The organism is Streptomyces arenae (genome assembly GCF_022343545.1).
GTDB lineage: Bacteria > Actinomycetota > Actinomycetes > Streptomycetales > Streptomycetaceae > Streptomyces > Streptomyces humi.
In genome coordinates this window covers 87,008-109,073 of sequence record NZ_JAKQYH010000078.1, presented here as the reverse complement: position 1 = coordinate 109,073, position 22,066 = coordinate 87,008, and the positions used below count along the sequence as shown (strand labels likewise).

At 75.0% G+C, this 22,066-nt stretch carries 11 protein-coding genes; 5 read left to right on the top strand and 6 right to left on the bottom strand.

The genetic code is table 11. The features are described from left to right. Position 1: 1 nt before the first annotated feature. Genes eccB through eccCa form a run of 3 tightly spaced genes read right to left on the bottom strand, consistent with a single transcriptional unit; the run spans position 2 to position 6,107 of the window. A complete protein-coding gene (eccB, locus tag MB828_RS38275) occupies positions 2–613 on the bottom strand; it encodes a type VII secretion protein EccB (RefSeq protein WP_301652177.1) in 612 nt (203 codons plus the stop codon). Between the two features lie 14 nt (positions 614–627). Further along, positions 628–2,085 (bottom strand): type VII secretion integral membrane protein EccD, encoded by a 1,458-nt coding sequence (gene eccD, locus MB828_RS38270; RefSeq protein WP_301652176.1) that lies wholly within the window; start codon positions 2,083–2,085, stop codon positions 628–630. Then, complete coding sequence (eccCa, locus tag MB828_RS38265; protein ID WP_301652175.1) at positions 2,082–6,107, bottom strand: type VII secretion protein EccCa; 4,026 nt, start codon at positions 6,105–6,107, stop codon at positions 2,082–2,084. The genes eccD and eccCa overlap by 4 nt, the downstream gene beginning before the upstream one ends. Before the next feature lie 253 nt (positions 6,108–6,360). Between eccCa and MB828_RS38260 the strand changes: the two genes are divergently transcribed. Together MB828_RS38260 and MB828_RS38255 are read left to right on the top strand one after the other, a co-directional pair. After that, positions 6,361–6,987: a response regulator transcription factor gene (locus MB828_RS38260; protein WP_301652174.1), complete on the top strand. Its 627-nt coding sequence runs from the start codon at positions 6,361–6,363 to the stop codon at positions 6,985–6,987. Positions 6,988–7,933: 946 nt separating this feature from the next. Next, positions 7,934–8,725 carry an RICIN domain-containing protein gene (locus MB828_RS38255; protein WP_301652173.1) on the top strand — a complete coding sequence of 264 codons (792 nt, stop codon included), beginning with the start codon at positions 7,934–7,936 and terminating at the stop codon, positions 8,723–8,725. 17 nt (positions 8,726–8,742) lie between these two features. Here MB828_RS38255 and MB828_RS38250 read toward each other — a convergent pair whose 3' ends face one another. Continuing rightward, positions 8,743–13,020 carry a BTAD domain-containing putative transcriptional regulator gene (locus tag MB828_RS38250; protein ID WP_301652172.1) on the bottom strand — a complete coding sequence of 1,426 codons (4,278 nt, stop codon included), beginning with the start codon at positions 13,018–13,020 and terminating at the stop codon, positions 8,743–8,745. Positions 13,021–13,302: 282 nt separating this feature from the next. On the opposite strand from MB828_RS38250, the gene MB828_RS38245 reads away from it, so the two are divergent. Next, positions 13,303–14,196, top strand: a complete 894-nt coding sequence (locus tag MB828_RS38245) for a glycosyltransferase family 2 protein (RefSeq protein ID WP_133023295.1) — start codon at positions 13,303–13,305, stop codon at positions 14,194–14,196. A 451-nt stretch (positions 14,197–14,647) separates the two neighbouring features. After that, positions 14,648–18,220: a BTAD domain-containing putative transcriptional regulator gene (locus tag MB828_RS38240; RefSeq protein WP_301652171.1), complete on the top strand. Its 3,573-nt coding sequence runs from the start codon at positions 14,648–14,650 to the stop codon at positions 18,218–18,220. On the opposite strand, the gene MB828_RS38235 is transcribed toward MB828_RS38240, so the two are convergent. After that, the gene (locus MB828_RS38235) at positions 18,221–19,912 is read right to left on the bottom strand and encodes a bifunctional 3'-5' exonuclease/DNA polymerase (RefSeq protein ID WP_301652170.1); all 1,692 of its coding nucleotides are present in this window, start codon (positions 19,910–19,912) and stop codon (positions 18,221–18,223) included. Positions 19,913–19,991: 79 nt separating this feature from the next. Further along, positions 19,992–20,780 (bottom strand): Clp protease N-terminal domain-containing protein, encoded by a 789-nt coding sequence (locus MB828_RS38230; RefSeq protein ID WP_301652169.1) that lies wholly within the window; start codon positions 20,778–20,780, stop codon positions 19,992–19,994. A gap of 131 nt (positions 20,781–20,911) precedes the next feature. On the opposite strand from MB828_RS38230, the gene MB828_RS38225 reads away from it, so the two are divergent. After that, entirely contained in the window at positions 20,912–22,048 is a 1,137-nt protein-coding gene (locus MB828_RS38225; RefSeq protein ID WP_301652168.1) for a DUF2786 domain-containing protein, read from the top strand. Positions 22,049–22,066: the final 18 nt, after the last annotated feature.

The following is a 22,066-nucleotide window of genomic DNA, read 5'->3' as shown; positions in this document are numbered from 1 at the left end:
GCTACCAGTTCGCCATGGGCCGGCTCGCCTCCGCCCTGGTCAGCGGCGACCCCGGCCGGGTCGACAGCCCGACCCGGCGGTCCGCGCCCGTGCCCCCCGCGCCCGTGCCCCCCGCGCCCGTGCTCTCCGTCCCCGTGCCCCCCGGGCCCTGTGCCGCCAGGCACCGTGCCCACGCGCCGGTCGCCAGTGCGGTCGCGTCCGGGACGGTGTCCGGTGCGCCCTGGATGCCGACCGGGGTGCCGTGCGGGATCCCCGCCAGGGATGTCGCCGACACCGTCCGCGGCGCGGTGCGCCCGCCCGCGATGAGCAGCGCGGAGGCGTAGTTGCGTACGGGACGCAGCTCACCGCGCGCGTACACGTACCGGTTCCCGGTGTCCTCCTCCAGGACGATCGCCCCGTCCTTGCGCCAGTCGTCCTTGGCGGCCGGTGAGATCAGCCCGTACACCCCGAACCCGGCGCACAGCAGTACCGCCGCGCCCACCCCGAAGACGGAGCCGAGCGCGGACCGCCGGGTCGGGCTGTCGCCCCGGCCGGGGTCGCCGCTGACCAGGGCGGAGGCGAGCCGGCCCATGGCGAACTGGTAGGCCTGTACGTGATCGCGTCGCGTCTGCATGGATCCCGCCGTCCCTAGCCCGCGAGACCGCGGAAGTAGCCGTACGCGTGCAGCACCTGGAGCAGCAGCGGCAGCAGCGCGATCGCCGTGACGGTCTCCAGCAGGTCGCCGAAGTGCCCCCACACCGGCAGCAGCCGGGCCCGCGGCAGCCGCCAGGCGCCGACGAGCAGCAGCAGCGCGGCGGCAAGGAGCACCGCGAGGACGGCGGCCCGGCCGCCGGGGCCGGTCGGCGCGACCCGGACGATGAGGACGAGCCCGAGGCCGTAGGCGCCGGCCAGCACGGCGGGCACCCGCTGGAGGGTGCCGTTGGTGCCGCGGGCGCGGAGCAGGACGGCCAGGCTGAGCGAGACCGGGAGCAGCCAGCCGGCCCAGCCGTGCTCGCGGTCGGCGAGCAGCCACAGGGCGACCGCCCACACCAGCGCCGAGGAGATGCCGATCATGTCGAGGCAGGCGGTGGCCACGGCGACCCGGTTCGCCACCGTCCCGCCGGTCTCGGGTTCGATGTCGAGCTGTAGTTCCTCGGCGTCATGCGGGAGTTGGGGTACCCGCAGCCGGGCCGTGCGCAGGGCGAGGCGGGGCGCCAGGTGCCCGAGGACGAACAGGCCCACCGCGACCACCGCGGCGGCCTGGACCCCGTGCAGCCCGGTGGCCCGGGCGAGTCCCGCGCCGATCGCGGCGGCGACCGCCGTGAGCAGCACGGTGCCGGGTACGACGAGGGGCAGCGCGCCCAGCGCCAGCAGCAGGCCGGCCAGCGCGACCACGAACCCGGCCGCCAGCAGCGTCCCCGTCGTGCCCGGGGCGAAGCCGCCGGACGGGCCCTCCCGCAGGGCCGCCCCGGCCAGTGCGGCGAAGCCGAACGCGCCCACGCCGGTGACCAGGACGCCGCCGCGGTCGGCCCGCGCGCGGGCGGCCACCGCGCAGCACGCGGCCAGCACCAGGGCGACCGCCCCGGCTGCCGCCGACGTGAGCGGTCCGGGGCCGGCGCCGAGCAGGGTGGCGGCGAGCGCGGCGAGCGCCAGGCAGGACAGGGCGAGACCGAGCTGCCGGGTGAGTCCGGGCTGCCAGCGGCCGGGTCCGGCGCCGACGGTGTGCGCGACACCGTCGGAGACGTCGTCGAAGTGCAGGGCGGGCAGCGTCGCGTCGGCCGGCCGCAGGTGCAGCACGTCACCGTCGCGCAGCCCGGCGCTCTCGGGGGTCGCCTCCGGGTCGAGGGGGTCCGCGCCGAGCCGTTGCAGGACCCAGGGCGTGCCCTGGAGGTCGGGGCCGACGGCCTGGCGCAGCAGCACCGGGAGCAGGGCGGAGACCGGGGTGGTGACCGGGACGGCGAGGTCGGCCCGGCCGGCCGGCGCCTCCACCGTGAGACGGCACACCTCGGTGGCCCGGACGGGCGGTGCGGACGTGCTGCCCGGACCGGTGGGGGATCCGGTCGGGGATCCGGCGGCGGACCCGGTGACGGGTGCGGCGGTGGTCATCGTGCTCCTGTGGGGACGGGCGCCGCCGACACCAGGCCGGTCTGGACGAGCTGGACGGTGCGCCGGGTGACGAGCTGGGCCCGGCCGGCGGGCAGGGTGCGGGGCTTGGCCTCGCCGATGAACTTGCCCTCCTCCTTGGGGTAGGAGAAGAGCAGCGCCGGGTTGCCGAGCTCCCACATCCGGCGGATCAGCGGGTCCATCACGGACCGCATGGCGCCGGAGGTGGAGCGGGCCACGACCAGGTGCAGCCCGATGTGGGCGCCCTGCGCCAGCAGCGGCACCAGCGGCATCATCGGGGAGGGCGTGCCGGGGGCGCCGGCGAACAGGTCGTAGTCGTCGACGAGGACGAACAGCAGCGGGCCGGTCCACCAGTCCCGCTTCTCCAGCTGCTCCGGGGTGACGTCGGCGCCGGGGGCCCGTTTGGCCACGGACACGGCGGCGCTGTCGGCGAGCTTGCCGAGGGCGTCGTTGTCGACGACGTACCCGACCCGGTACTCCTCGGGGACGTCCTTGAGGAGCCCGCGGCCGGGGTCGGCCAGCAGGATCCTGGCCTCCTCGGGGCGGTAGCGGGCGGTGATGGCGCGGATGGCGAGCCGCAGGGCGTTGGTCTTGCCGGTCTCGCCGTCGCCGTAGACCAGCAGGTGCGGGGTGGCGCCGAAGTCGTGCCAGACGGGGGCGAGCCGCTGCTCGTCCCAGCCCAGGCAGAACCTGAGGTCGCGGGTGTCGGCGGGGGCGGGCAGCCGGCGGGCGTCGAGACGGGTCGGCAGCAGCCGTACGCCGGGGGCCCGGGGGCCGGTCCAGAACGTGTCGATCTCGGCGACCGCGGCCTTGGTGGCGGCCGTCAGGTCGTCGGTGCGCGAGGAGCTGTCGAGCCGGGGCAGCGCGGACAGGAAGTGGTGGCCCGAACCGGTCAGACCGCGTCCCGGCCGGTGCGGGACGCCGGCTGCGGCCCGCGAGCCGACCTCGGACTCCATGGAGTCACCGAGGCGGAGTTCGAGCTTGGTGCCCAGCATGTCCCGCAGCCGGGGCCGTACTTCGGACCAGCGCACCGCGGAGGCGACCACGTGCAGACCGAACGACAGGCCGCGCGCGGCGAGTTCCATGATCCGCTGCTCCAGGTCGTCGAAGTCCTGGCGGAGCGTGGCCCAGCCGTCGACCACGAGGAAGACGTCACCGAACGGGTCGTCGACCGAGCCGTCCGCGCGCAGCGCCCGGTAGGCGGCCATCGACTCCAGGCCCCGGGACGTGAACAACTGCTCTCGCTGTTCGAGGAGTTGGGTCAGCTCCTCCACCGTGCGCAGCACCCGGTCGCGCTCCAGGCGGGTGGCGACGGAACCCACGTGCGGCAGCCCGGCCGTCGAGACCAGACCGCCGCCGCCGAAGTCCAGGCAGTAGAACTGGACCTCGCGGGGCGTGTGGGTCAGGGCGAGGGACAGCATCAGGGTGCGCAGCAGGGTCGACTTGCCGGTCTGCGGCGCGCCCACCAGGCCGATGTGGCCGTCGGCGCCGGACAGGTCGGCGGTCAGCAGTTCGCGCAGCTGCTCGAAGGGACGGTCCACCATGCCCAGCGGGACGCGCAGCGCGCCCTGCACGTGCGGGTCGGCGGCACCCATGCCCCGGTCGGCGTCGGGCACGATGCCGGGCAGCAGCTGGTCCAGGCCGGGCGACTCGGACAGCGGGGAGAGCCAGACCTGCCGGGCGGGCGGGCCGCTGTCCTCCAGCCGTCCGACGAACACCTCCAGCAGGCTGTCCTCGCCGCCGTCGGTCTCCTCCTCCGCGGTCCCGGTCTCCTGGTCGCGCAGGTTCTCCTCGGCGAGCGAGACCAGCCGGGCGGCCTCCTCCGCCTCCTGGTCCGCGGCCGGCGGTCCGTGCCGCTCCAGCCCGAACGCGGTCACCTCCCGTACGACGCCCTGCCGCCCGGCGGTCTCCTCGGGACCCGGCGCTGCGGGCGCGGGCCCGGAGACGTAAGCGGCCTTGAAGCGGACCAGGTTGGTGGTGTCCACCTTGAGGTAGCCGTTGCCGGGCGCGGACGGCAGCTCGTAGGCGCTGGAGGTGCCGATCACGCTGCGCGACTCCATGGAGGAGAAGGTGCGCAGCGCCAGCCGGTACGACAGGTGGCCCTCGACCCGGTGGATCCGGGACTCGTCCAGCCGCTGCGAGGCCAGCAGCAGGTGGACGCCGAGGCTGCGTCCGAGCCGTCCGATGGAGACGAACAGCTCCACGAACTCCGGCTTGCTGGCCAGCAGTTCGGAGAACTCGTCGACGATGACGAGCAGCGAGGGCAGCGGCGCCAGGGTGGCCGCCCCGGCGGCGCGGGCCTTCTCGTACTCGTAGAGCGAGGCGTACCCGGCCTCCCGCAGCAGCTCCTGCCGGCGGATCATCTCGCCGTTGATGGAGTCCCGCATGCGGTCGACGAGGTGGAGTTCGTCGGCGAGGTTGGTGATGACGGCCGAGGTGTGCGGCAGCCGGTCCATGTTGAGGAAGGTGGCGCCGCCCTTGAAGTCCACCAGGACCAGGTTCAGGATCTCGGACGAGTGGGTGGCGGCCAGGCCGGTCACCAGGGTGCGCAGCAGCTCGCTCTTGCCGGAGCCGGTGGCGCCGATCAGCAGTCCGTGCGGGCCCATGCCGCCCTGCGCGGACTCCTTCAGGTCCAGCTCGACGACCTCACCGTCCTCGGTGACCCCGATCGGCACCTTGAGCCGGGCCTCCTGGGCCAGCCGGGGCCGCCACTTGGCCGCCACGTCGAAGTTCCGCACGTCGCGGATGCCGAGCATGGTGGCCAGGTCGAAGTCGGACTCCAGCGGCCGGTCCACCAGGTCGACGACGCCGCCGGTGCGCATCGGGGCGAGCGCCCGCGCCAGGTGCTCGGCCTCGACGGGGCCCAGCCGGTCGGCCCGGCCGCTCACGCTCTCGGTGCCGCTCGGGAAGTCGACCCGGCCGCCGCGCACGGTCAGCCGCAGCACCTTGGGGCCGCCGGGCACCGCGCCGGTGAGGTCCAGCAGCACCACCCCGCGGATGCCGCCGCCCGACAGCCTCGACGTGGAGGGGACGGGCACGCCCTGGGCGACGATCACCGTGAACGGCTCGGCCACGCTGGGCGAGGAGGCCGGGTCGTGGTCGGGGCGGTCGCGGAGGTCCGGCCCGAACAGGTCCATCAGCTCGTCGTGGTCCCCGGCGGCCAGCCGTACCGGCCCCGCCGCGTCCTCGGCCGTCGGATGGGCGTTGTGCGGCAGCCACTTGAGCCAGTCCCACTCCTGGCGGGCGGCCTCGTCGCCGAGCAGCGCGATCCGCAGCTCGTCGGGGGAGTGCAGGACCGCCAGCTGTCCGAGCATCGCCCGGGCGAGGGCCACCGCCTCCGCCGTCCCGCCGGTGAACTCGACGCTGGTGAAACGCCGGAGCGAGACCGGCACGGGCAGCAGCGGCACGGTCTGGTGGGCCTTGGTGAACCGGCGCAGCGAGATCGCGCACAGCGGCTCCAGGTCCTCCACCGGCCGGGTCTGCGGCGGCAGGAACTCCAGGGCGGCGCGGCGGGTCGCGAGACCGATGCGGACCCGGCCGAAGTCCTCGTGCCCGGGCCGCCGTTCCCACAGCCGGGGACCGCCGGCGAGGGCCCACAGCTCGGACGCCTCGGGGTTGTCCCACAGCAGCGCGGCGCGCTGCGCGTCGGCCGCCTGCCGGGCCTGTGCGCGCTTCTGACCGAGGTAGCGCAGGTAGTCCCGGCGCTCGGCGCGCATCCGGCGGCGCCGCTCCGCGCCGGGCCGGCCGATCTGGGTCAACGTCATGCTGACCATGGCGATGCCCATCATCCCGGTCATCATGTACATGGACGTACCGCCGCTGCCGACCGAGTACATCAGCACCATGGCCCCGGCGCCCAGGCCCATCGGCAGGTAGGTCAGCACCGAGCCGAAGTCGGCGGTGGCCGGTTCGCCGAGGACCGGGGGCTCGGCCAGTTCCACCTGGCCCTCCGGCATCGGAGGGCCTTCGGCACGCGGCGAGCGCTTGGCGACGACGGTGCTCAACGTGCTCTCTTCTCTTCTGCTTCCGGCTTTTCGTGGCGTGCGCGCGGGGGGTCCGCGCGTGGAGATTAGGCAGGCGGCCGCCGGCGTCCGTGCCGCACGGGCCGATGTCCGCCCGCGCGGACAGCGAAGCCTGGCCGGAGGGGCAGCTTCGCCAAGTACACGCCAAGTCGGCGTTAAGGCGGTCCGGTGACGATCCTCGCGCGCCGCTCGTGAGCGACGGTCCACTCCCGGAAGGAAAGCAAGAACGTTGGGGATGATCTCGATAGCGGTCCTCGCCGGTGACCCGTTGACCGGTGAGGGAGCGGTCTCGTGCCTGCGCAGGTACCCGGGCCTGAAGGTGGTGCCCCAGGAGGAGCACCGGCACGCCGACGTGGTCCTCGTGATCACGCCGGAGGTGACCGAGGAGACGGTCCTGCTGATGGAGTCGGTGGCCGCCAGGTCGGCCAACCCCGGCATGGGGGTCGTGCTGGTCACCGGGTACATCGGGGACGCCCACCTGCTCCGGGCGCTGCACCATGGCCTGCGCGGGGTGATGTGGCGCCAGGAGACCACGTACGACAAGGTCGCGGAGGCGGTGCGGGCGGTGGCCGACGGCGGGGCCGCGCTGCCGCTCGCGGTCCAGGGCCGGCTCGTCGACCACGTACGGGCGGTCCAGCGCGAGGTGCTCGGGCCGCACGGGCTGACCGCGTCCGGTCTGGAAGCCCGCGAGGTGGACGTGCTGCGGCTGCTCGCCGAGGGTCTGGAGACGACGGAGATCGCCCAGAAGCTGAACTACTCCGAGCGCACCATCAAAAGCATCGTCAGCGTCATGATGAACCGCCTGGGCCTACGCAACCGAACCCACGCAGTAGCCTTCGCCCTCCGCACGGGAACGCTGTAGGAGAGGGAGAGGCGCGTGTGGGCGGGGATGTGGGTGCGCGGGGGTGTGGGCGACCGCGTGGGCGTGAGTCGGGGCGCGTGTAGGCGGGCGTGTGGGCGACCGCTTGGGCGTGGGTGAAGGGTACGGGCGACGGCGGGGGTGTGGGCGGAGGCCAGGGCGACCGTGCGGGTGGGGGTGTGGGCTGCGGGCGGGCTTACGGGGGTGGTTCGGGGAACCTAGGTGTTGCCTGGGATCGGCAGCGCGCCCCGTAGGGGCGCGGGGAACTGCGCGAGCAACCCCACCGGCCCGCAGGGGAAGGGTTTCCGGTCCTGCGGGGCAGAGTCCGCGGCGATCGGCGGGCCGCCCCTCACCGCACCCCTAGATTCGCGCGCCGGGGAACATCACACGCGGAGACGGGCAGGCAGACATGGGGCACACCGCAGAACAGCCGGAGACACCGGAGGAACCGGCCGTCTGGGAACGGCCACTGCCATGGCTCCAGGAAACCGCCCCGGAACCGGCAACGGAGCCGGAGTCGGCAACGGGACCGGAGTCGGCAACGGGACCGGAGCGGGAGCCCGAGCACGCCCCCGAGCCCGAGAGGCCTGAGTCAGAAACCGTCTCCGAGCCGGTGTCCGAAGGTGCTGCCGAGACAGGTGCCGTCTCCGAGACGGCCGATGTACGGTCCCCGTCCCGTGCCGGGACCGAGAGCAGCGGCGGGACCACGCCCGCGCCGACGCCGGCCCTCACCTCCGCACCCACGACGGCCTCCACTCCCGCGCTCACGTCGGCCCCCGCATCCCCGCTTGCCTCCACCCCCGCTCCCGGGTCGGTGCCCGTGGGCTCAGAAGGTGGGGCCGGGGGGCTGTTCCGGTCGGCGGGCGGTCCGGTGGGGCAGGCCGGTGCACAGGATGACGGGAGTTCAGGGGACGCCCGGCCGGAACGCGGCGCGCGGGTCGTCGGAGCCGTGGTCGCCGCCTGTGTCCTGCTCGTCCTCGGCCTCGGCAGCGCGGCGTTCGTCGCGCTGCCCCAGCACGACGACGCCACGCCGCACGCCGCCGCCGTCGGTGACGGCGCCGCCCCCCAGCTCACCGAGGGCGCCTCGGCATGGCCCACCGGCTCCGCGTCCGCGTCGGCGTCCGGCAGCCACCGCCCGGCGCACGACCCGAAGGGCTCGAAGTCCGGCAAGGACAAGGACGCGCACACCACCGGCGGTTCGTCCGCGGACGCGGACCCCGCCCACCCGGACAAGGCGTCCGGCGCCAAGTCCACCCACGCCGCCGGCAGCAGCGGCGGCAACGGCAGCGGCGGTACGAAGTCGAGCACGTCGACGTCCCGGCCGGCCGCCACCCACGCCGCCTCCTCGGCCACCGCGCCCGGTGACGCGATCGCCGGCTACGCGTCCTCGAAGTGCATCGAGGTGAGCGCCCACGCCGGCGTGGACGGCTCCCCGCTACGACTGTGGGGGTGCGACGGCGACGCCTGGCAGAAGTGGGTCTTCAAGTCCGACGGCAGTGTGCGCTCCATGGGTTTGTGCCTGGACATCGCCAACGCCTCCCAGGACAACGGCGCGACCGTCCAGCTGGCGACCTGCAACGGCGGCTGGGCCCAGAAGTTCAACCTCAACAGCTCGCACGACCTGGTCAACTCCGTGATCGGCAAGTGCGTGGACGCCAAGGACTCGGGCACCGCCAACGGCACCCGGCTCCAGCTGTGGGACTGCGCCGGAACGTCCAACCAGAAGTGGCACCTTGCCTGATCCCGGCCGCCGTCCCGTCATCTCCGTGGGACCGTGTCCCGTGCGGCGGCCCGGACCGCGGCCACCAGGTGCGGGGAGCCCCACTGCCGGGCCACGTCCTCGGCGAGCGCGAACTGCCGTGCCGCTTCCGTCCGATCACCCAGCAGCCGGTACAACTCGCCCAGCGAGTGCGCGAACGGCCGGGTGGTGAAGGAGACACTGGCGGCCCCGGCGAGCTGGGAGCGCAGCGGCAGCAGCAGCGGGACCAGTTCCAGCGCGGTGGTCATGTCGCCCAGCAGGAACGCCAGTTCGGCACGGAGGGACAGGGCGATGCCGTACAGGTGGTCGGGTACGAGCGGTACGGCGGCCTCGGTGCGGCGGCCGAGCGCGTGCGCCTGCTCGTGCTCGCCCAGCCGGGCCAGGACCACGCCGAGGGCGAGCTCGGCGGTGGGTTCCGGTTCGGGGCCGGTGAGCAGGGCCCGTAGCAGCGGTTCGGCCTCCCGCGCTCGGCCCTGCCCGAGCCGTACGGTCGTCAGCCCCAGGACGTGCACCAGGTCCCCGTACGGCGATCCGCGGGAACGCAGCCGCTCGCGCACCTCCGCGTAGCCGGCCTCGGACTCGGCGAAGCGGCCCTCGACGCGGGCCAGCATGGCGAGGGTGGTCAGGTTCATGACCTCCGCCTCCGCCAGCCGGTGCCGCCGGGCGACGGTCCGGCCCTCCTCGGTGTGCCGGCGGACCTGCGCCACGTCGTTGCGGGCACCGGCGGCCATGGCCCCGATGTGCTCCCGCACCCAGCTGTTGGCGGGCAGGTCGTGGGCGTATCCGAGCAGTCGCAGTTCGGTCGCCAGCGCCGCACGTCGGTCCGGGAACGTGCCGGGCGTGACGACGGACGCGACGGTCAGCGCGGAGGAGAGCAGCAACGGATCCCCCACCGCCCGCGCAACAGCCAACCCCCGAGCCACCCCTTCCTCAAGCCCACCCCCACCACCGGCCTCCGCCCGGCCACCGGCCCTCACCCCACCGAGACCCGCGCAGCCACCGGCACCCGCCCCGCCACCGGCATCCGCCCCGGCCCCGCCGGGGCCTGCCCCGCTACCGGTATCCGCTCCGGTCCCGCCGGGGCCTGCCCCGCTACCGGTATCCGCCCCTGTCCTGCCGGGGCCTGCCCCGCTACCGGTATCCGCTCCGGTCCCGCCGGGGCCTGCCCCGCTACCGGTATCCGCTCCGGTCCCGCCGGGGCCTGCCCCGCTACCGGTATCCGCTCCGGTCCCGCCGGGGCCTGCCCCGCCACCGGCATCCGCCCCGGCCCCGCCGGGGCCTGCCCCGCCACCGGCATCCGCCCCGGCCCCGCCGGGGCCTGCCCCGCCATCGGTATCCGCCCGGCCGTCGGCCCCTGCCCCGCCACCGGCCCCTGCCTCACCGGGTGCCGGCCCGACACCGGCTCCCACCCCGCCCGCTTCACCGTCACCGTCCCACCTGTCGGCGGCCTCCCTGCTGCCCCCCGCACCCGGAACCTGGTGGGGGAGGGTGGTGAGGACGGCTGGGTCCAGGTCGGCGCGGGCCAGGAGGCGGTCCACGAAGGCGTCGACCGCCGCCGGTCCGACCAGCCCCCACGGCCCGCTGAGGGCCCCGCCCGGCAACCGCTCGGGTCCCATGGACGCACCGAGGGCCGCGGCCGCCAGTTCGTCCTTCCCGACCCCCTCGGCCGCCGCCAGCGCCCGCTGCCGGGTGTACCGCGCCGCCATGATGGCCCCGGCCCGTATCTCGGCCCGCAACAGCCTCCCGAGCAGGGCGACCAGCCGGCCCTCCCGGCCGCCGCCGCCGACGCCGCCGCCGCCGCCGACGCCGGCGACGCCGGCGGTGTCGTCGTCCACGGTGCCGGCGGGTATCAGGGCGAAGGACTCGATCGCCTGCGTCAGCAGTTCGACCGCCGTGTCGTGGGCATAGCGCCGCTCGGCCAGGTCGGCCGCCCCCAGCGAGTACTCGACGGCGAGCGCGGCCGTCCGCCCGTTCGCCGCGCGCGCGAAGTGGTGTGCGAGGGCCGTCAGGTCGTCCGGCCGGCGCCGGCGCAGGACCTCCGCCAGCCGGGCGTGCAGCCGTGCGCGCCGTACACCGACCAGGTCGGTGTAGAGGGTGTCGCGGACCAGCGCGTGCGCGAACCTCACCACCCCCGGCGCCGGTTCGGTCAGCAGCCCGGCCACGACGGCGGCCTCGACGGCGTCGAGCACCTCGTGCTCGCCGTGCCGCGCCGGGTCCGCGGCCTCGACGAGCACCCCGACCTCGGTCTCCCGGCCCACCACCGATGCGAGCTGGAGGACGGCCGGTGCCCCCTCGGGCAGCTGCCGCAACCGGCGCCGCAGCACGTCCCGTACGCCCTGCGGCACCTCGGAGACCGCCACCAGGGCGCCCTCACCGGCGAGCAGCCGGGCGCTCTCGCGGACGTAGAAGGGGTTGCCGCCGGTGCGCTCGGCGAGCGCGGTCACGATGGCCGAGTCGACCGGCTCCCCGCACACCGCCCCGACCAGCGTGGCCACGTCCGGCAGCGGCAGCCCGCCGAGCGCCAGCCGGAACGGCGAGCGGTGGGCGAGTTCGGCGAGGGTCTTGGTCAGCCGGTCCGCCGCGTCGGCCGGGCGGTACGCGGCGATCACCAGCACCGGGGAGCCGACCAGCTCGGCGGCGCGTTCCAGCAGCGCCAGCGTCTCGCCGTCCGCACGGTGCAGGTCGTCGACGACGACCGCGAGCGGTGCGCCCGCGGCGGCCTCCCGCAGCCACGCGCCGAACGCCCGGTGCAGCCGGAACCGCCCCGCCGACGCCCTGCCACCGTCCGGACCCGGGACCGCGCCGTCCTCGCCACCGGCGTCCCGGTGGGCGTAGTCGGCCTCTTGGAGCAGGGCGCCGAGCGCGGCGGGGTCGGTGGGCGGCACGCGGCGGGCGAGCTCGCCGAGCGCCTCCACCCAGGCCCAGGCGGAGGGAGCGCCGTCGAACTCGGGGCAGCGGCCGACCACCACGGTCCAGCCCCGCTCCCGCAACCGCCGGCGATACTGGCCGAGCAGCGCCGACTTGCCCGCCCCGGCCTCCCCGGTCACCAGGACGACGCCCCCGCCCCGCCGGGCGTCGCGCGCGACCTCGTCCAGCTTCCGCAGTTCTCCCTCCCGCCCCACGAACAACTCCTCACCCGCCGAAGTCTCCTCGCCTGCCGGAACCCCGCCGGCCGTGACCGTGGATTCCGCGGACGACCCCGGCGTACCGGCCGGCACCGCCCCGGACCGGCCGGGCGTGACGTCGACAGCCGTCCCGGAGCCCGCGACCGACGACCCCGGCGTGATGCCCTCGGCGCCCGCCGACCCCGCCGTGGCGACCTCCGCGTCCGACCCCCCTGGCGCGCTGTCCGGGGCCGGTACGGACCGCTCCGGCGCGGCCCCGGCTGTCACCCCCTGGCCGTCCGCCCCGCCGGCCGAACCCTGCCCGGTGTGGGCGAACGGTATGTGCGGGACAGCCGGAAGCGGCACCGGAGCCGACGGCACCGGAGCCGACGGCACCGGAGCCGGCGGTACCGACGCGCGCAGGACCTCGGTCCGCCCCGTCAGCAGTGCGTTCTCCAGTTCGGTCAGGGCGTCGCCCAGCCCCAGACCCAGCTCGTCGGCCATGACGGCGGCGGCGCGCCGCAACTCGGCCAACGCGTCGGCGCGGCGCCCGACGGCCCACAGCCCGAGGGCCAGCAGCCGCCGGCCCTCCTCCCGCAGCGGGTGCTCCCGCACGAGCGCCTCGGCCGCCGGCACCGCCTCCGCCGGAGCCCCGGACGCGAGGGTCGCCCCGATCGCCAGCTCCCGTGCCGTCAGGTGCAGTTCGTTCAGCCGGGCGGCCTCGGTGACCGCCCACTCCTCGTCGGCCCACTCGCCGTACGCCGCCCCCTGCCACCACCCGATGGCCTCCTCCAGCAGGTGCCGGGCCTCGGCCGGAGGCGCCGTACGGGCCCGCCGCACCGCCGCCTCGAACCGCCAGGCGTCGACCGCGTCCTCGGGCAACCGCACCGCGTACCCGGGGGCGACGCTGACCAGGACACCGGCGGGGGTACGGGGCGCCCGGCCCGGTTCGAGCGCCCGGCGCAGGTTGGACACGTAGACGTGCAGGGAGGCCGCCGCCTTCTCCGGGGGCCGGCCCCGCCACAGCCGGTCGATGAGCCGGTCGACGGGCACCACCCGGCCGCGGTTCGCCACCAGCAGGGCGAGGACCGCGCGCTGCCGGGGACTTCCCAGGCGGACCGGTGCACCGTCGATGTCGGCACCGATCGGTCCCAGGACCTGAACACAGAGCATGGACCGGCAATTTACCGCGCAGCCTCGCCCCCTCGGAGGCGCTCCATGGCGTGTCCGAGGCGCGGGTGACGGTGCGTGTGAACGGGGTGTGACGGGGCGCGTGAACGTGGGTGTGACGGCGCGCGTGAACGTGGGTGTGACGCGAATGCGACGGTGCGCCCGGCGCCGCGGGGCAGGGCCCATTTATGGAGTATCGACCGACCAGTGGTGACGCCTTGGTGAACAATAATCATCCTTGAGGGCAGGTGCGAAAGCCGCCGTCGTCCGGATGGGGTGAAGGCCATGCAGGAGCCGGGACTCGGGGTCGCCGTGGTGACCATGGGGAACCGTCCCGACGAAGTCGACGCCCTGCTCAGGTCCGTCGCCAAACAGGATCTCGCCCCCACCAGGATCGTGATCGTCGGCAACGGCTGCCGGCTTCCCGAGTTCGCCCGCCGTCTCGACCTGCCCGGCGAGGTCACCACCGTCGAGGTCGAGGAGAACCTCGGCTGCCCCGGCGGCCGCAACGTCGCCCTCGCCCGGCTGCGCGCGTTCGGCGACGTGGACGTGGTCGTCGAGCTGGACGACGACGGGCTGCTCGTGGACGTCGAGGTGTTCCGGCAGGTCCGCGACCTGTACGCGGCCGACCCCCGCCTCGGCATCGTCGGTTTCCGGATCGCCGACGAGCACGGCGCCACCCAGCGGCGGCACGTGCCGCGGGTCGGCAACTCCGATCCGATGCGCGGCGGTTACGTCACCGGCTTCCTCGGCGGCGCCCATGCCCTGCGCATGGACATGCTGGCCGACATCGGCGACTGGCCCGCCGAGTTCTTCTTCGCACACGAGGAGACGGACCTCGCCTGGCGGGCCGCCGACGCGGGCTGGCGGATCCTCTACGCGCCCGAGCTGCTTCTCCGGCACCCTCGCACCTCGCCCGCGCGGCACGCCGTCTACTTCCGGGTCACCGCTCGCAACCGGGTCTGGCTGACCCGCCGCCGGCTGCCGTTGCCGCTGATCCCGGTCCACCTGGGTGTCTGGACACTCATCACCCTGCTGCGCGCCCGTTCGGCGGCCGGGCTGCGGGCCTGGTTCGCTGGCTTCGTCGAGGGCCTGCGGGAGCCCGCGGGCGAGCGGCGGCCCATGCGCTGGCGCACGGTCTGGCAGCTCACCCGCCTCGGACGCCCGCCGATCATCTGAGAACGGCCCTGCGGCAAACGGCCCTGCGGCAAACGGGACTGTGAAAAGCGGTCCTGGATACGGGACGAGGGTTCCGGTCGATCACCTCCGCCGACCGGAACCCTCTCGCGTCCCCGGATCAAGGCCTGCGGCGACACTCCCCCGAGTCAGCGCGGCATACGCGCGCGCCGTCGGACCCGATCCGATGCGAAGATCACATCAAGGCTCGCCAACGGATCGCTAACATGTGGCCAGCGGTTCTCCCGGAGGTCGCCGACCGGTTGGCGAGAAGCGGTCGTACGACTCCCGAAATACACCGGAAACCAGGCGTTCTCCGGCTCCGACCGCACACAGAAGATGGCGGGAATCCGACCCCGACGTGATGGGATTCCGCCAGGATCCCCGGGCAGGATCCAGGGACCGGCGGACACCCCCGCCGTGTGACGCGGGCTGTCATGACCGCGGAAAGGCGATGGGCGGAGCGATGCGGCGGTACGAGCTGCGGTTCGGACTGCTGGGCCCTCCTGTACTCGTCGACACCGACGACGTACGGCCCATCGGCAGCCCCAAGGTGCGGGTACTGCTCGCCACACTGCTGCTCGCCGCCGGGCGGGTCGTCTCCGTCGAGTCGCTCAAGGAGGCGCTGTGGGGCGGGGCGCCCCCGGTGTCCGCGCAGGCCTCGCTGCACAACCACGTCACCCGGCTGCGCCGGCTCCTCGACGACCCTGAGCGGCTTCGGGCCGTTGCCCCCGGGTACCTGCTGCGGGTCGATGACGGTGAGCTGGACGCCGACGTGTTCGACGCCCTGGTCGCGCAGGCGCGGGCCGCGCACGGACGGCAGGAATGGCCGGTGGTGCTGCGTGCCTGCGACGACGCGCTCGCACTCTGGCGGGGCGCCCCGCTCAGCGGGCTTCCCGCCGACTTCGGCGGCTACTCCTTCGTCCAGCGGCTGGAGGCCGCCCGGCTGCTCCTGCTGGAATGGCGCTACGACGCGGAGCTCGCCCTCGGCGACGACCGACCGGGGGGCCTGGTACCGGAGTTGGCGGCGCTCGTCGCCGAGTACCCGTTCCGGGAGGCCTACCACCGGCAGCTGATGCTCGCCCTGCACCGCACGGGCCGGCAGGCGGAGGCTCTGGCCGTCCACCGGGACCTGCGCAACCGCCTGAGAGAAGAACTGGGCATCGAACCGGGGCCGGCGATCCGCGCGGCCCACGTGGAGGTGCTGCGGGGGAGCGGAACGCGAGAGCCGACACCGCCCGGAGGAGCGGCGCCCGAAACCGGGCCGTCCGAAGCCGCGCCGTCCGAAGCCGCGCCGTCCGAAGCCGGGCCGTCCGAAGCCGGGCCGTCCGAAAAAGCGGCGCCCCAAGGGGCGGCGTCCGAAGTGGTGGGTGGCGGAGACGAGGCCGGTGCGACGCCGTCGTGGCCGGTCGCGCAGTTCCCCGCGCCCCTGGGGGGCGCGTCGGTGAGCCGTCAGCAGCAAGGCGACGGCGCCCGTGAACCCACGGAGTCCAGCCCGCCCGCCGTATCGCCCGCCCGCGCCGGGGAAACCGCGAAGTCCGTTCCGCCTGCCGAATCGCCCGTCCGCGCTGGTGGACCCACGGAGTCCAGCCCGCCCGCCGGATCGCCCGTCCGCGCTGGTGGACCCACGGAGTCCAGCCCGCCCGCCGGATCGCCCGTCCGTGCCGGTGAGTCTGGGGAAGCCGGTCCGCCTGCCGGATCGCCCGTCCGCGCTGGTGGACCCACGGAGTCCACCCCGCGTGCCGGATCGCCCGTCCGTGCCGGTGAATCCACGGAGTCCAGCCCGGCCGCCGAATCGGCTGCCCGTGTCGGTGAAGCCGGGGGGTCCGGTGCGTTCGTTGCGTCAGTCGGCGGTGGCGGGTCTACGCGCGCCGACTCCTCGGCGCCGGCGCCCGCCCAACTTCCCCCGGCTCCCGCTCACTTCACCGGGCGGGTCGCCGTCCGTGAGGAGCTGCGCGGTGCCCTCGCGTCGGCGCCCGCTCCCGCCCTCGTCGTCGTCAGCGGTATGGCCGGGGTCGGGAAGAGCGCGCTCGCCCTGTACGTCGCCCACCAGGTGCGGGAACGTTTCCCCGACGGTCAGCTCCACCTCAACCTGCACGGCGCCACCCCGGGCGTGCCCCCGCTCGCCCCCGGCCAGGCACTCGCCGCGCTGCTGCGCGACCTCGGCGTCGACCCCCGGCACATCCCCGGACACCCCGACGCGGCCGCCGCGTTGCTGCGCTCCCTGCTGGCGCCCACCCGCACCCTGCTGGTGCTCGACGACGCCGCGAGCGCCGCGCAGGTACGGCCGCTGCTCCCGGGCGGCCCCGGCTGCGCGGTGATCGTCACCAGCCGGTCGCCGCTCACCACGCTGGACGGCGCCCGGCGTTTTCCGCTCGGACCGCTGACCGGCGAGGACAGCGCGGCGCTGCTGCGCGCGGTCAGCGGGCGGGAGGAGATCGGCGCCGGTCACCCGCTCGTCGGGCTCACCGGCCGGCTGCCCCTCGCGCTGCGCGTGGTCGCCGCCCGGCTGGCGGCCCGCCGGGCCCTCACACCCGATGTGCTGGCCGGTCAACTGGCCGCCACCGAGGGCAGGCTGCGCCACCTCGAGTACGACGACCTGAGCGTCCGGCGGTCCCTCGCCGTCGCCCATGACGCCCTCGCCGCCGCCGACCGTGCCCCCGACCGCGACGCGGCCGACGCCCTGCGCCACATCGGCGCCCTCGACCTCCCCACCTACGGCGCCCCCCTGATCGCCCGGCTCACCGGTACCGACGAGCACCGCGCCGAGGCCGCCCTGGACCGGCTGGTCGACGTGGCCCTCCTTGAGGAGACCGCGTACGGCCGCTACACCCCGCACGACCTGGTACGCGACTTCGCCCGGGAACTCACGGCGGGCGCCGACCGCACCGAACCCGCGCTCACCGCCCTGCGCTGGTTCGCCGCCGTCGCCGAACACGTCCTCGTCGCGATCCTCGAACCCGGCCCGGACCAGGGCGACCGCCGTCGCCCCACCACCGCCCAGCCGCCCGGGCACCAGGCGTACACCGCCGCCGTGCCCCCTTTCGAATGCGCCGAGCACGCCTTCGCCTGGGGCGATCTGGAGCTGGAGAACATCGTCGCCCTGGTGGCCCGGTACGCCGACACGGCGGACGCGCGGATCAACGCCCACCTCTCGGTGCTGGTCCGGCTGCTCTTCCCGTACGTGCTGCGCCGTGGCCGGGTCGCCGAGATGGAGGTGCTCGGCACGGCCGCCCTGGCCGCCGCCCGCCGCCTCGGCGACGAACCCGCCGAGGCCTACGCCCTGGGCGACCTCGCCGGGCTGCGCTTCCTCACCGGCCGCCAGCGGGAGGCCCTCGACCTCACCGACCGGGCGCTCGCCATCTGGCGGCGGCTGGAGGCCGCGTCCTGGATCCGGCGCTGCCTGAACAACCGGGGCCTGCTCCTGGAAGGGCTCGGCAGGTACGAGGAGTCGGGCGAGGCGCTGCGGCAGAGCCTGGAGTGCTCCCGGCAGCTGAACGACCCCTACGGCGAGGCCGTCACCCGCAGCCACCTCGGCAACCTCTACGAGCACACCGACCCCCGGGCCGCCATCGAGCAGCACCGGCGCTCACTGGCGATCGGGGACGCGATCGGCGCCGTCATCGTGCGGCACTCGGCGCACTGCAACATCGGTTTCGCCCATCTCACGCTCGGCGAACCGGCCGCGGCCACCGTGCACTTCGAGGAGAGTCTGCGCATCCTCGGCCGGCACGGCGACTGGCACGGCGAGTCCCAGACCCGGCTCGGCCTGGTCCGCGCGCTGCGCGGGCTCGGCCGCACCGACCGCGCCCATGAGGAGTGCGCCGAACTCCTCCGGCGCGCCGACGCCCGCGCCGACCGCTACAGCGGAGGTCTCGCGCGCCACCAACTGGGTCTGCTCCTGCGGGAGCAGGGCCGTACGAGCGAGGCGCACCAGGTCTGGCGCGAGGCCCTGACGGCCCTGGACGGCACGGACGAGACCGAGGTCATCGCCGAGCTGGGGGACCTGCTGGCCCGGCCGGACTGATCACTTGGCGTCGGCATAGCACTCCACCACCGCCGTGGTGAACGGGAAGCGGACCGGCGTCTGCCCGAACGTCAGCCGCCCCGCCAGCTCCGCCGCCTCCCGGATCGCCGCCACGACGGTCTCGGCCTCCTCCGCCGGGCAGTGCACGATCACCTCGTCGTGCTGGAAGAAGACCAGCTCCGCCGCCATGTCCGCACAGGCCCGGCGCAGCGCCGCGAGCATCAGCAGCGCCCAGTCGGCGGCACTGCCCTGGACGACGAAGTTGCGCGCGAAGCGGCCCCGGGCACGGGAGTTGGTGGACGCGTAGCCCGGCACCCAGCCGTCGGCCGAGGGGTCCTCCGCCTCCTCCTGGGGCATGCCGCCCTCCTCGGTGCCGTCGCCCGCACCGGCCGCCGGCGGGCAGGTCCGGCCCAGCCAGGTGCGCACCAGCCGGCCCTCCTCGCCGGCCCGCGCCGCGTCGTCGACGTAGGCCACCGCTCTGGGGAAGCGGCGCCTGAGCGCGGCCAGGTTCTTCAGGCCGTCGCCCGAGGTCTGGCCGTAGACCGCGCCGAGGACGGCGAGCTTGGCCTGTGCGCGGTCACCGGAGAACGCGCGGTCGGAGACGGACTGGTAGAGGTCGGTCTCCCGGCCCGCGACCTCCATCAGACCGGGGTCGCGGGAGATCGCCGCCAGCACCCGCGGCTCCATCTGGTCGGCGTCGGCGACGACCAGCCGCCAGCCGGGGTCGGCGACCGCGGCCCGCCGGATCACCTTCGGGATCTGCAGCGCGCCGCCGCCGTTGGTCACCCAGCGCCCGGTGACCGTGCCGCCCGCGTGGAACTCGGGCCGGAACCGGCCGTCGCGCACCCAGTCCTGGAGCCAGGTCCAGCCGTGCGCCACCCAGATCCGGTACAGCTTCTTGTACTCCAGGAGCGGTTTCACGGCCGGGTGGTCGACGGCCGAGATCTCCCAGCGGCGGGTCGACTTCACCTTGATCCCGGCCTGCGCGAAGGCCTTGATCACATCGGCCGGCAGGTCGGGGCGGACCCGCCTGCCGAACGCGGCCGACACCTCGTCCGCCAGTTCGGCCAGCCGCCGCGGCTCGCCGCCGCCCGCGTACCGCTCGCCGAGCAGTTCGCGCAGCACCTCGCGGTGGACCCCGGCGCTCCAGGGCACGCCCGCGCGGTTCATCTCCGCGGCGACCAGCATCCCCGCGGACTCGGCGGCGGTCAGCAGCCGCATCCGCTCCGGGTGCTCGGCCCGGTCGTGGCGGCGCTGCTGCTCGGCGTAGACGGTGAGGAGTTCGTCGAGTGTCAGGGGGGCCGTGCCGCCGTGCGGTTCGAACAGCGGGGACTGGGCGCCCGGTTCGGCCGCGCGCTGCGGTGGATCGGGCGGTACGGGGCCGCCGCGGAGGCGGGCCAGGGCGGCGGCGGCCGAGTGCGGCTCACCGGACCGTCCCTCGTGGCCCAGCAGAAGTGTCTCGGCGTCCTCGATGTCGTAGCACCGCTCCACTCGCACCCCCGTGGCGAGCAGGCGCGGGTAGACCTCGGCGGTCGACCGCCACACCCAGCGTGTGACCTCCGGGCGGCCCCCGACCGCCGCGGCGGGATCGGGCTCCCGCCGCACCGGCCCGGCGGGCAGCCCGTCCGGGCCGAGGGGGGCGACGTCCACGCCACCGTCCTCGGCCGGAGCGAGAGCCCACCGGTCGGTCATGCCGAGAGTGTCGCAGGCGGCACTGACAATCGCTCTGACCTGCCGATTCACCGACTCCGAGGGCTTCTCGGCCGGCTGCTCACGCCTCCGGCTCCTCGGGCCCGCCGGCCGCGGCCTCCGCGGCGCCCGCCGCCTCCGCCGCCGCGTTCTTCTGTTCCAGCAGCAGTCCCAGCACCTTCGCGATGTACTCCTCGGTCGCGGGTTTGGTGATGCCCAGACCGCTGAGGACACCGTCGCCGTTCTCGTGCTCCAGGAGGGCCAGCAGCAGGTGTTCGGTGCCGATGTAGTTGTGGCCGAGGCGCAGGGCCTCGCGGAAGGTGAGTTCGAGGGCCTTCTTGGCCTCCGGGCCGTACGGGACGAGGTCGGGGACCTCGTCCGCGGCCGGCGGGAGCGCGGCCGTCGCCGTCTGGCGCACGGTGTCGAGCAGGACGCCCTGCGCGAGGATCGCCTTCGCGGCGATGCCCTCCGGCTCGGCCAGCAGGCCGAGGACCAGGTGCTCGGGCCGGCCTTCCGGGTTGCGGGCCGCGAGCGCCTCGTTGTGGGCCGCCATGACCACGTTGCGGGCGCGCGGGGTGTAGCGGTTGAAGCCCTGGTTGGGGTCGAGGTCGGCCGATTCCTTCGGCACGAAGCGCTTCTGGGCCGCCTGCCGGGTCACGCCCATGCTCCTGCCGATGTCGGTCCAGGACGCGCCCGAGCGCCGGGCCTGGTCCACGAAGTGGCCGATCAGGTGGTCGGCCACGTCGCCCAGGTGGTCGGCGGCGATCACCGCGTCCTCGAGCTGGTCGAGGGGTTCCGGATGGACCTTCTTGATCGCCGCGATCAGGTCGTCGAGGCGTACGGATGCCGTGATGTTCGGGTTGGTCGCCATGTGTCAACCATAGGTTGACACCCCCTAGGTGTCAACCCGGCGTTGACACCCCGAGGCGGGTGCTCCGCATGTTGTCCACAGGGTGTGGACGGCCGCCGCGCCCGGTCCGCACGGCATGGCACGATCGACAGGTGACCAGCACCGAGCCCAGCACCGTCGACCGAGCCTTCCAGGCCGCGCTCTACGACGGCACCGACTCCGGCCTCGACACGGGCGCGTCCCTCCTCGCGGCCGACTCCGGCGCGGACGCGGAACTCGAACGCCGGGGCCGGGAGTTCGTCGCGGCGGCCTGGCGGCGCGGCTGGCAGCCCGCCGACGTCGTACGGCTGGTCCGGCGCGAGCTGGACGAACCGCACCTGCGGCTCACCGCCGGCCTGATCAGGGCGCAGGTGCCGGACGACCGGCCGCGCGGCCCCCGCTGGCGGGCCCAGCTCGACACGCTGCCGGACGGCCCCGCGCGCGTGGGTGACCGCTTCTCGCACGCCACCGCCGTCCTGGAGCTGTACCGGCTGCTGCTGCGGCTGCCCGCCCTGGAGCCCCTCGACGAACCCGGACACCGCGCGGACGCGCACCGGCCGGAGTCCCGCATGCTGACCCGGATCCGGGCGCTGCTCGCCAAGGCTGAGGCGACCGGCTTCCCGGAGGAGGCGGAGGCGCTCAGCGCCAAGGCGCAGGAGCTGATGGCCCGGCACAGCGTCGACGAGGCGCTGCTCGCCGCGGGGGCGCCCGCCCCGGACACGCCCGGCGCCTGCCGGATAGGCGTCGAACCGCCGTACGAACAGGCCAAGGCCGTGCTGCTGGACGCGGTGGCCACCGCCAACCACTGCCGCGCGGTGTGGAACGAGCCGCTGGCCTTCTCCACGGTCGTCGGTTTCGAGCCGGACCTGGAGTCGGTCGAACTCCTCTACACCTCGCTGCTGGTGCAGGCCACGCACGCGATGACGAAGGCGGAGGCGGCCCAGCGTGCGGGCGGCCGGAAGCGGACGAAGACCTTCCGGCAGTCCTTCCTGGCGGCCTACGCCCACCGCGTCGGAGACCGCCTGGCCGCCGCCGCCGAGGCGGCGGTGTCCGGGACCGCGGCGTCGGCGGACCTGCTCCCGGTCCTGGCGAGCAGGGCGGTGGCCGTCACCGGCCGCATGGAGCGGATGTTCCCGGAGACGACCACGACCCGGCTGCGCGGAGTGACCGACGAGGCGGGCTGGACGGAGGGCACGCGGGCGGCGGACCGGGCACAGGTCCGGTCCCGCGCACAACTCGGGCCGTCATGACGCCCACGGCTCCGGCCG

Bases quoted from the DNA above. Each gene is read 5' to 3' on its own strand.
- eccD (WP_301652176.1), bottom strand. From the start codon at position 2,085: ATGACCACCGCCGCACCCGTCACCGGGTCCGCCGCCGGATCCCCGACC.
- MB828_RS38235 (WP_301652170.1), bottom strand. From the start codon at position 19,912: ATGACCGACCGGTGGGCTCTCGCTCCGGCCGAGGACGGTGGCGTGGAC.
- MB828_RS38240 (WP_301652171.1), top strand. From the start codon at position 14,648: ATGGGCGGAGCGATGCGGCGGTACGAGCTGCGGTTCGGACTGCTGGGC.
- MB828_RS38250 (WP_301652172.1), bottom strand. From the start codon at position 13,020: ATGCTCTGTGTTCAGGTCCTGGGACCGATCGGTGCCGACATCGACGGT.
- MB828_RS38245 (WP_133023295.1), top strand. From the start codon at position 13,303: ATGCAGGAGCCGGGACTCGGGGTCGCCGTGGTGACCATGGGGAACCGT.
- MB828_RS38230 (WP_301652169.1), bottom strand. From the start codon at position 20,780: ATGGCGACCAACCCGAACATCACGGCATCCGTACGCCTCGACGACCTG.
- eccB (WP_301652177.1), bottom strand. From the start codon at position 613: ATGCAGACGCGACGCGATCACGTACAGGCCTACCAGTTCGCCATGGGC.
- MB828_RS38260 (WP_301652174.1), top strand. From the start codon at position 6,361: ATGATCTCGATAGCGGTCCTCGCCGGTGACCCGTTGACCGGTGAGGGA.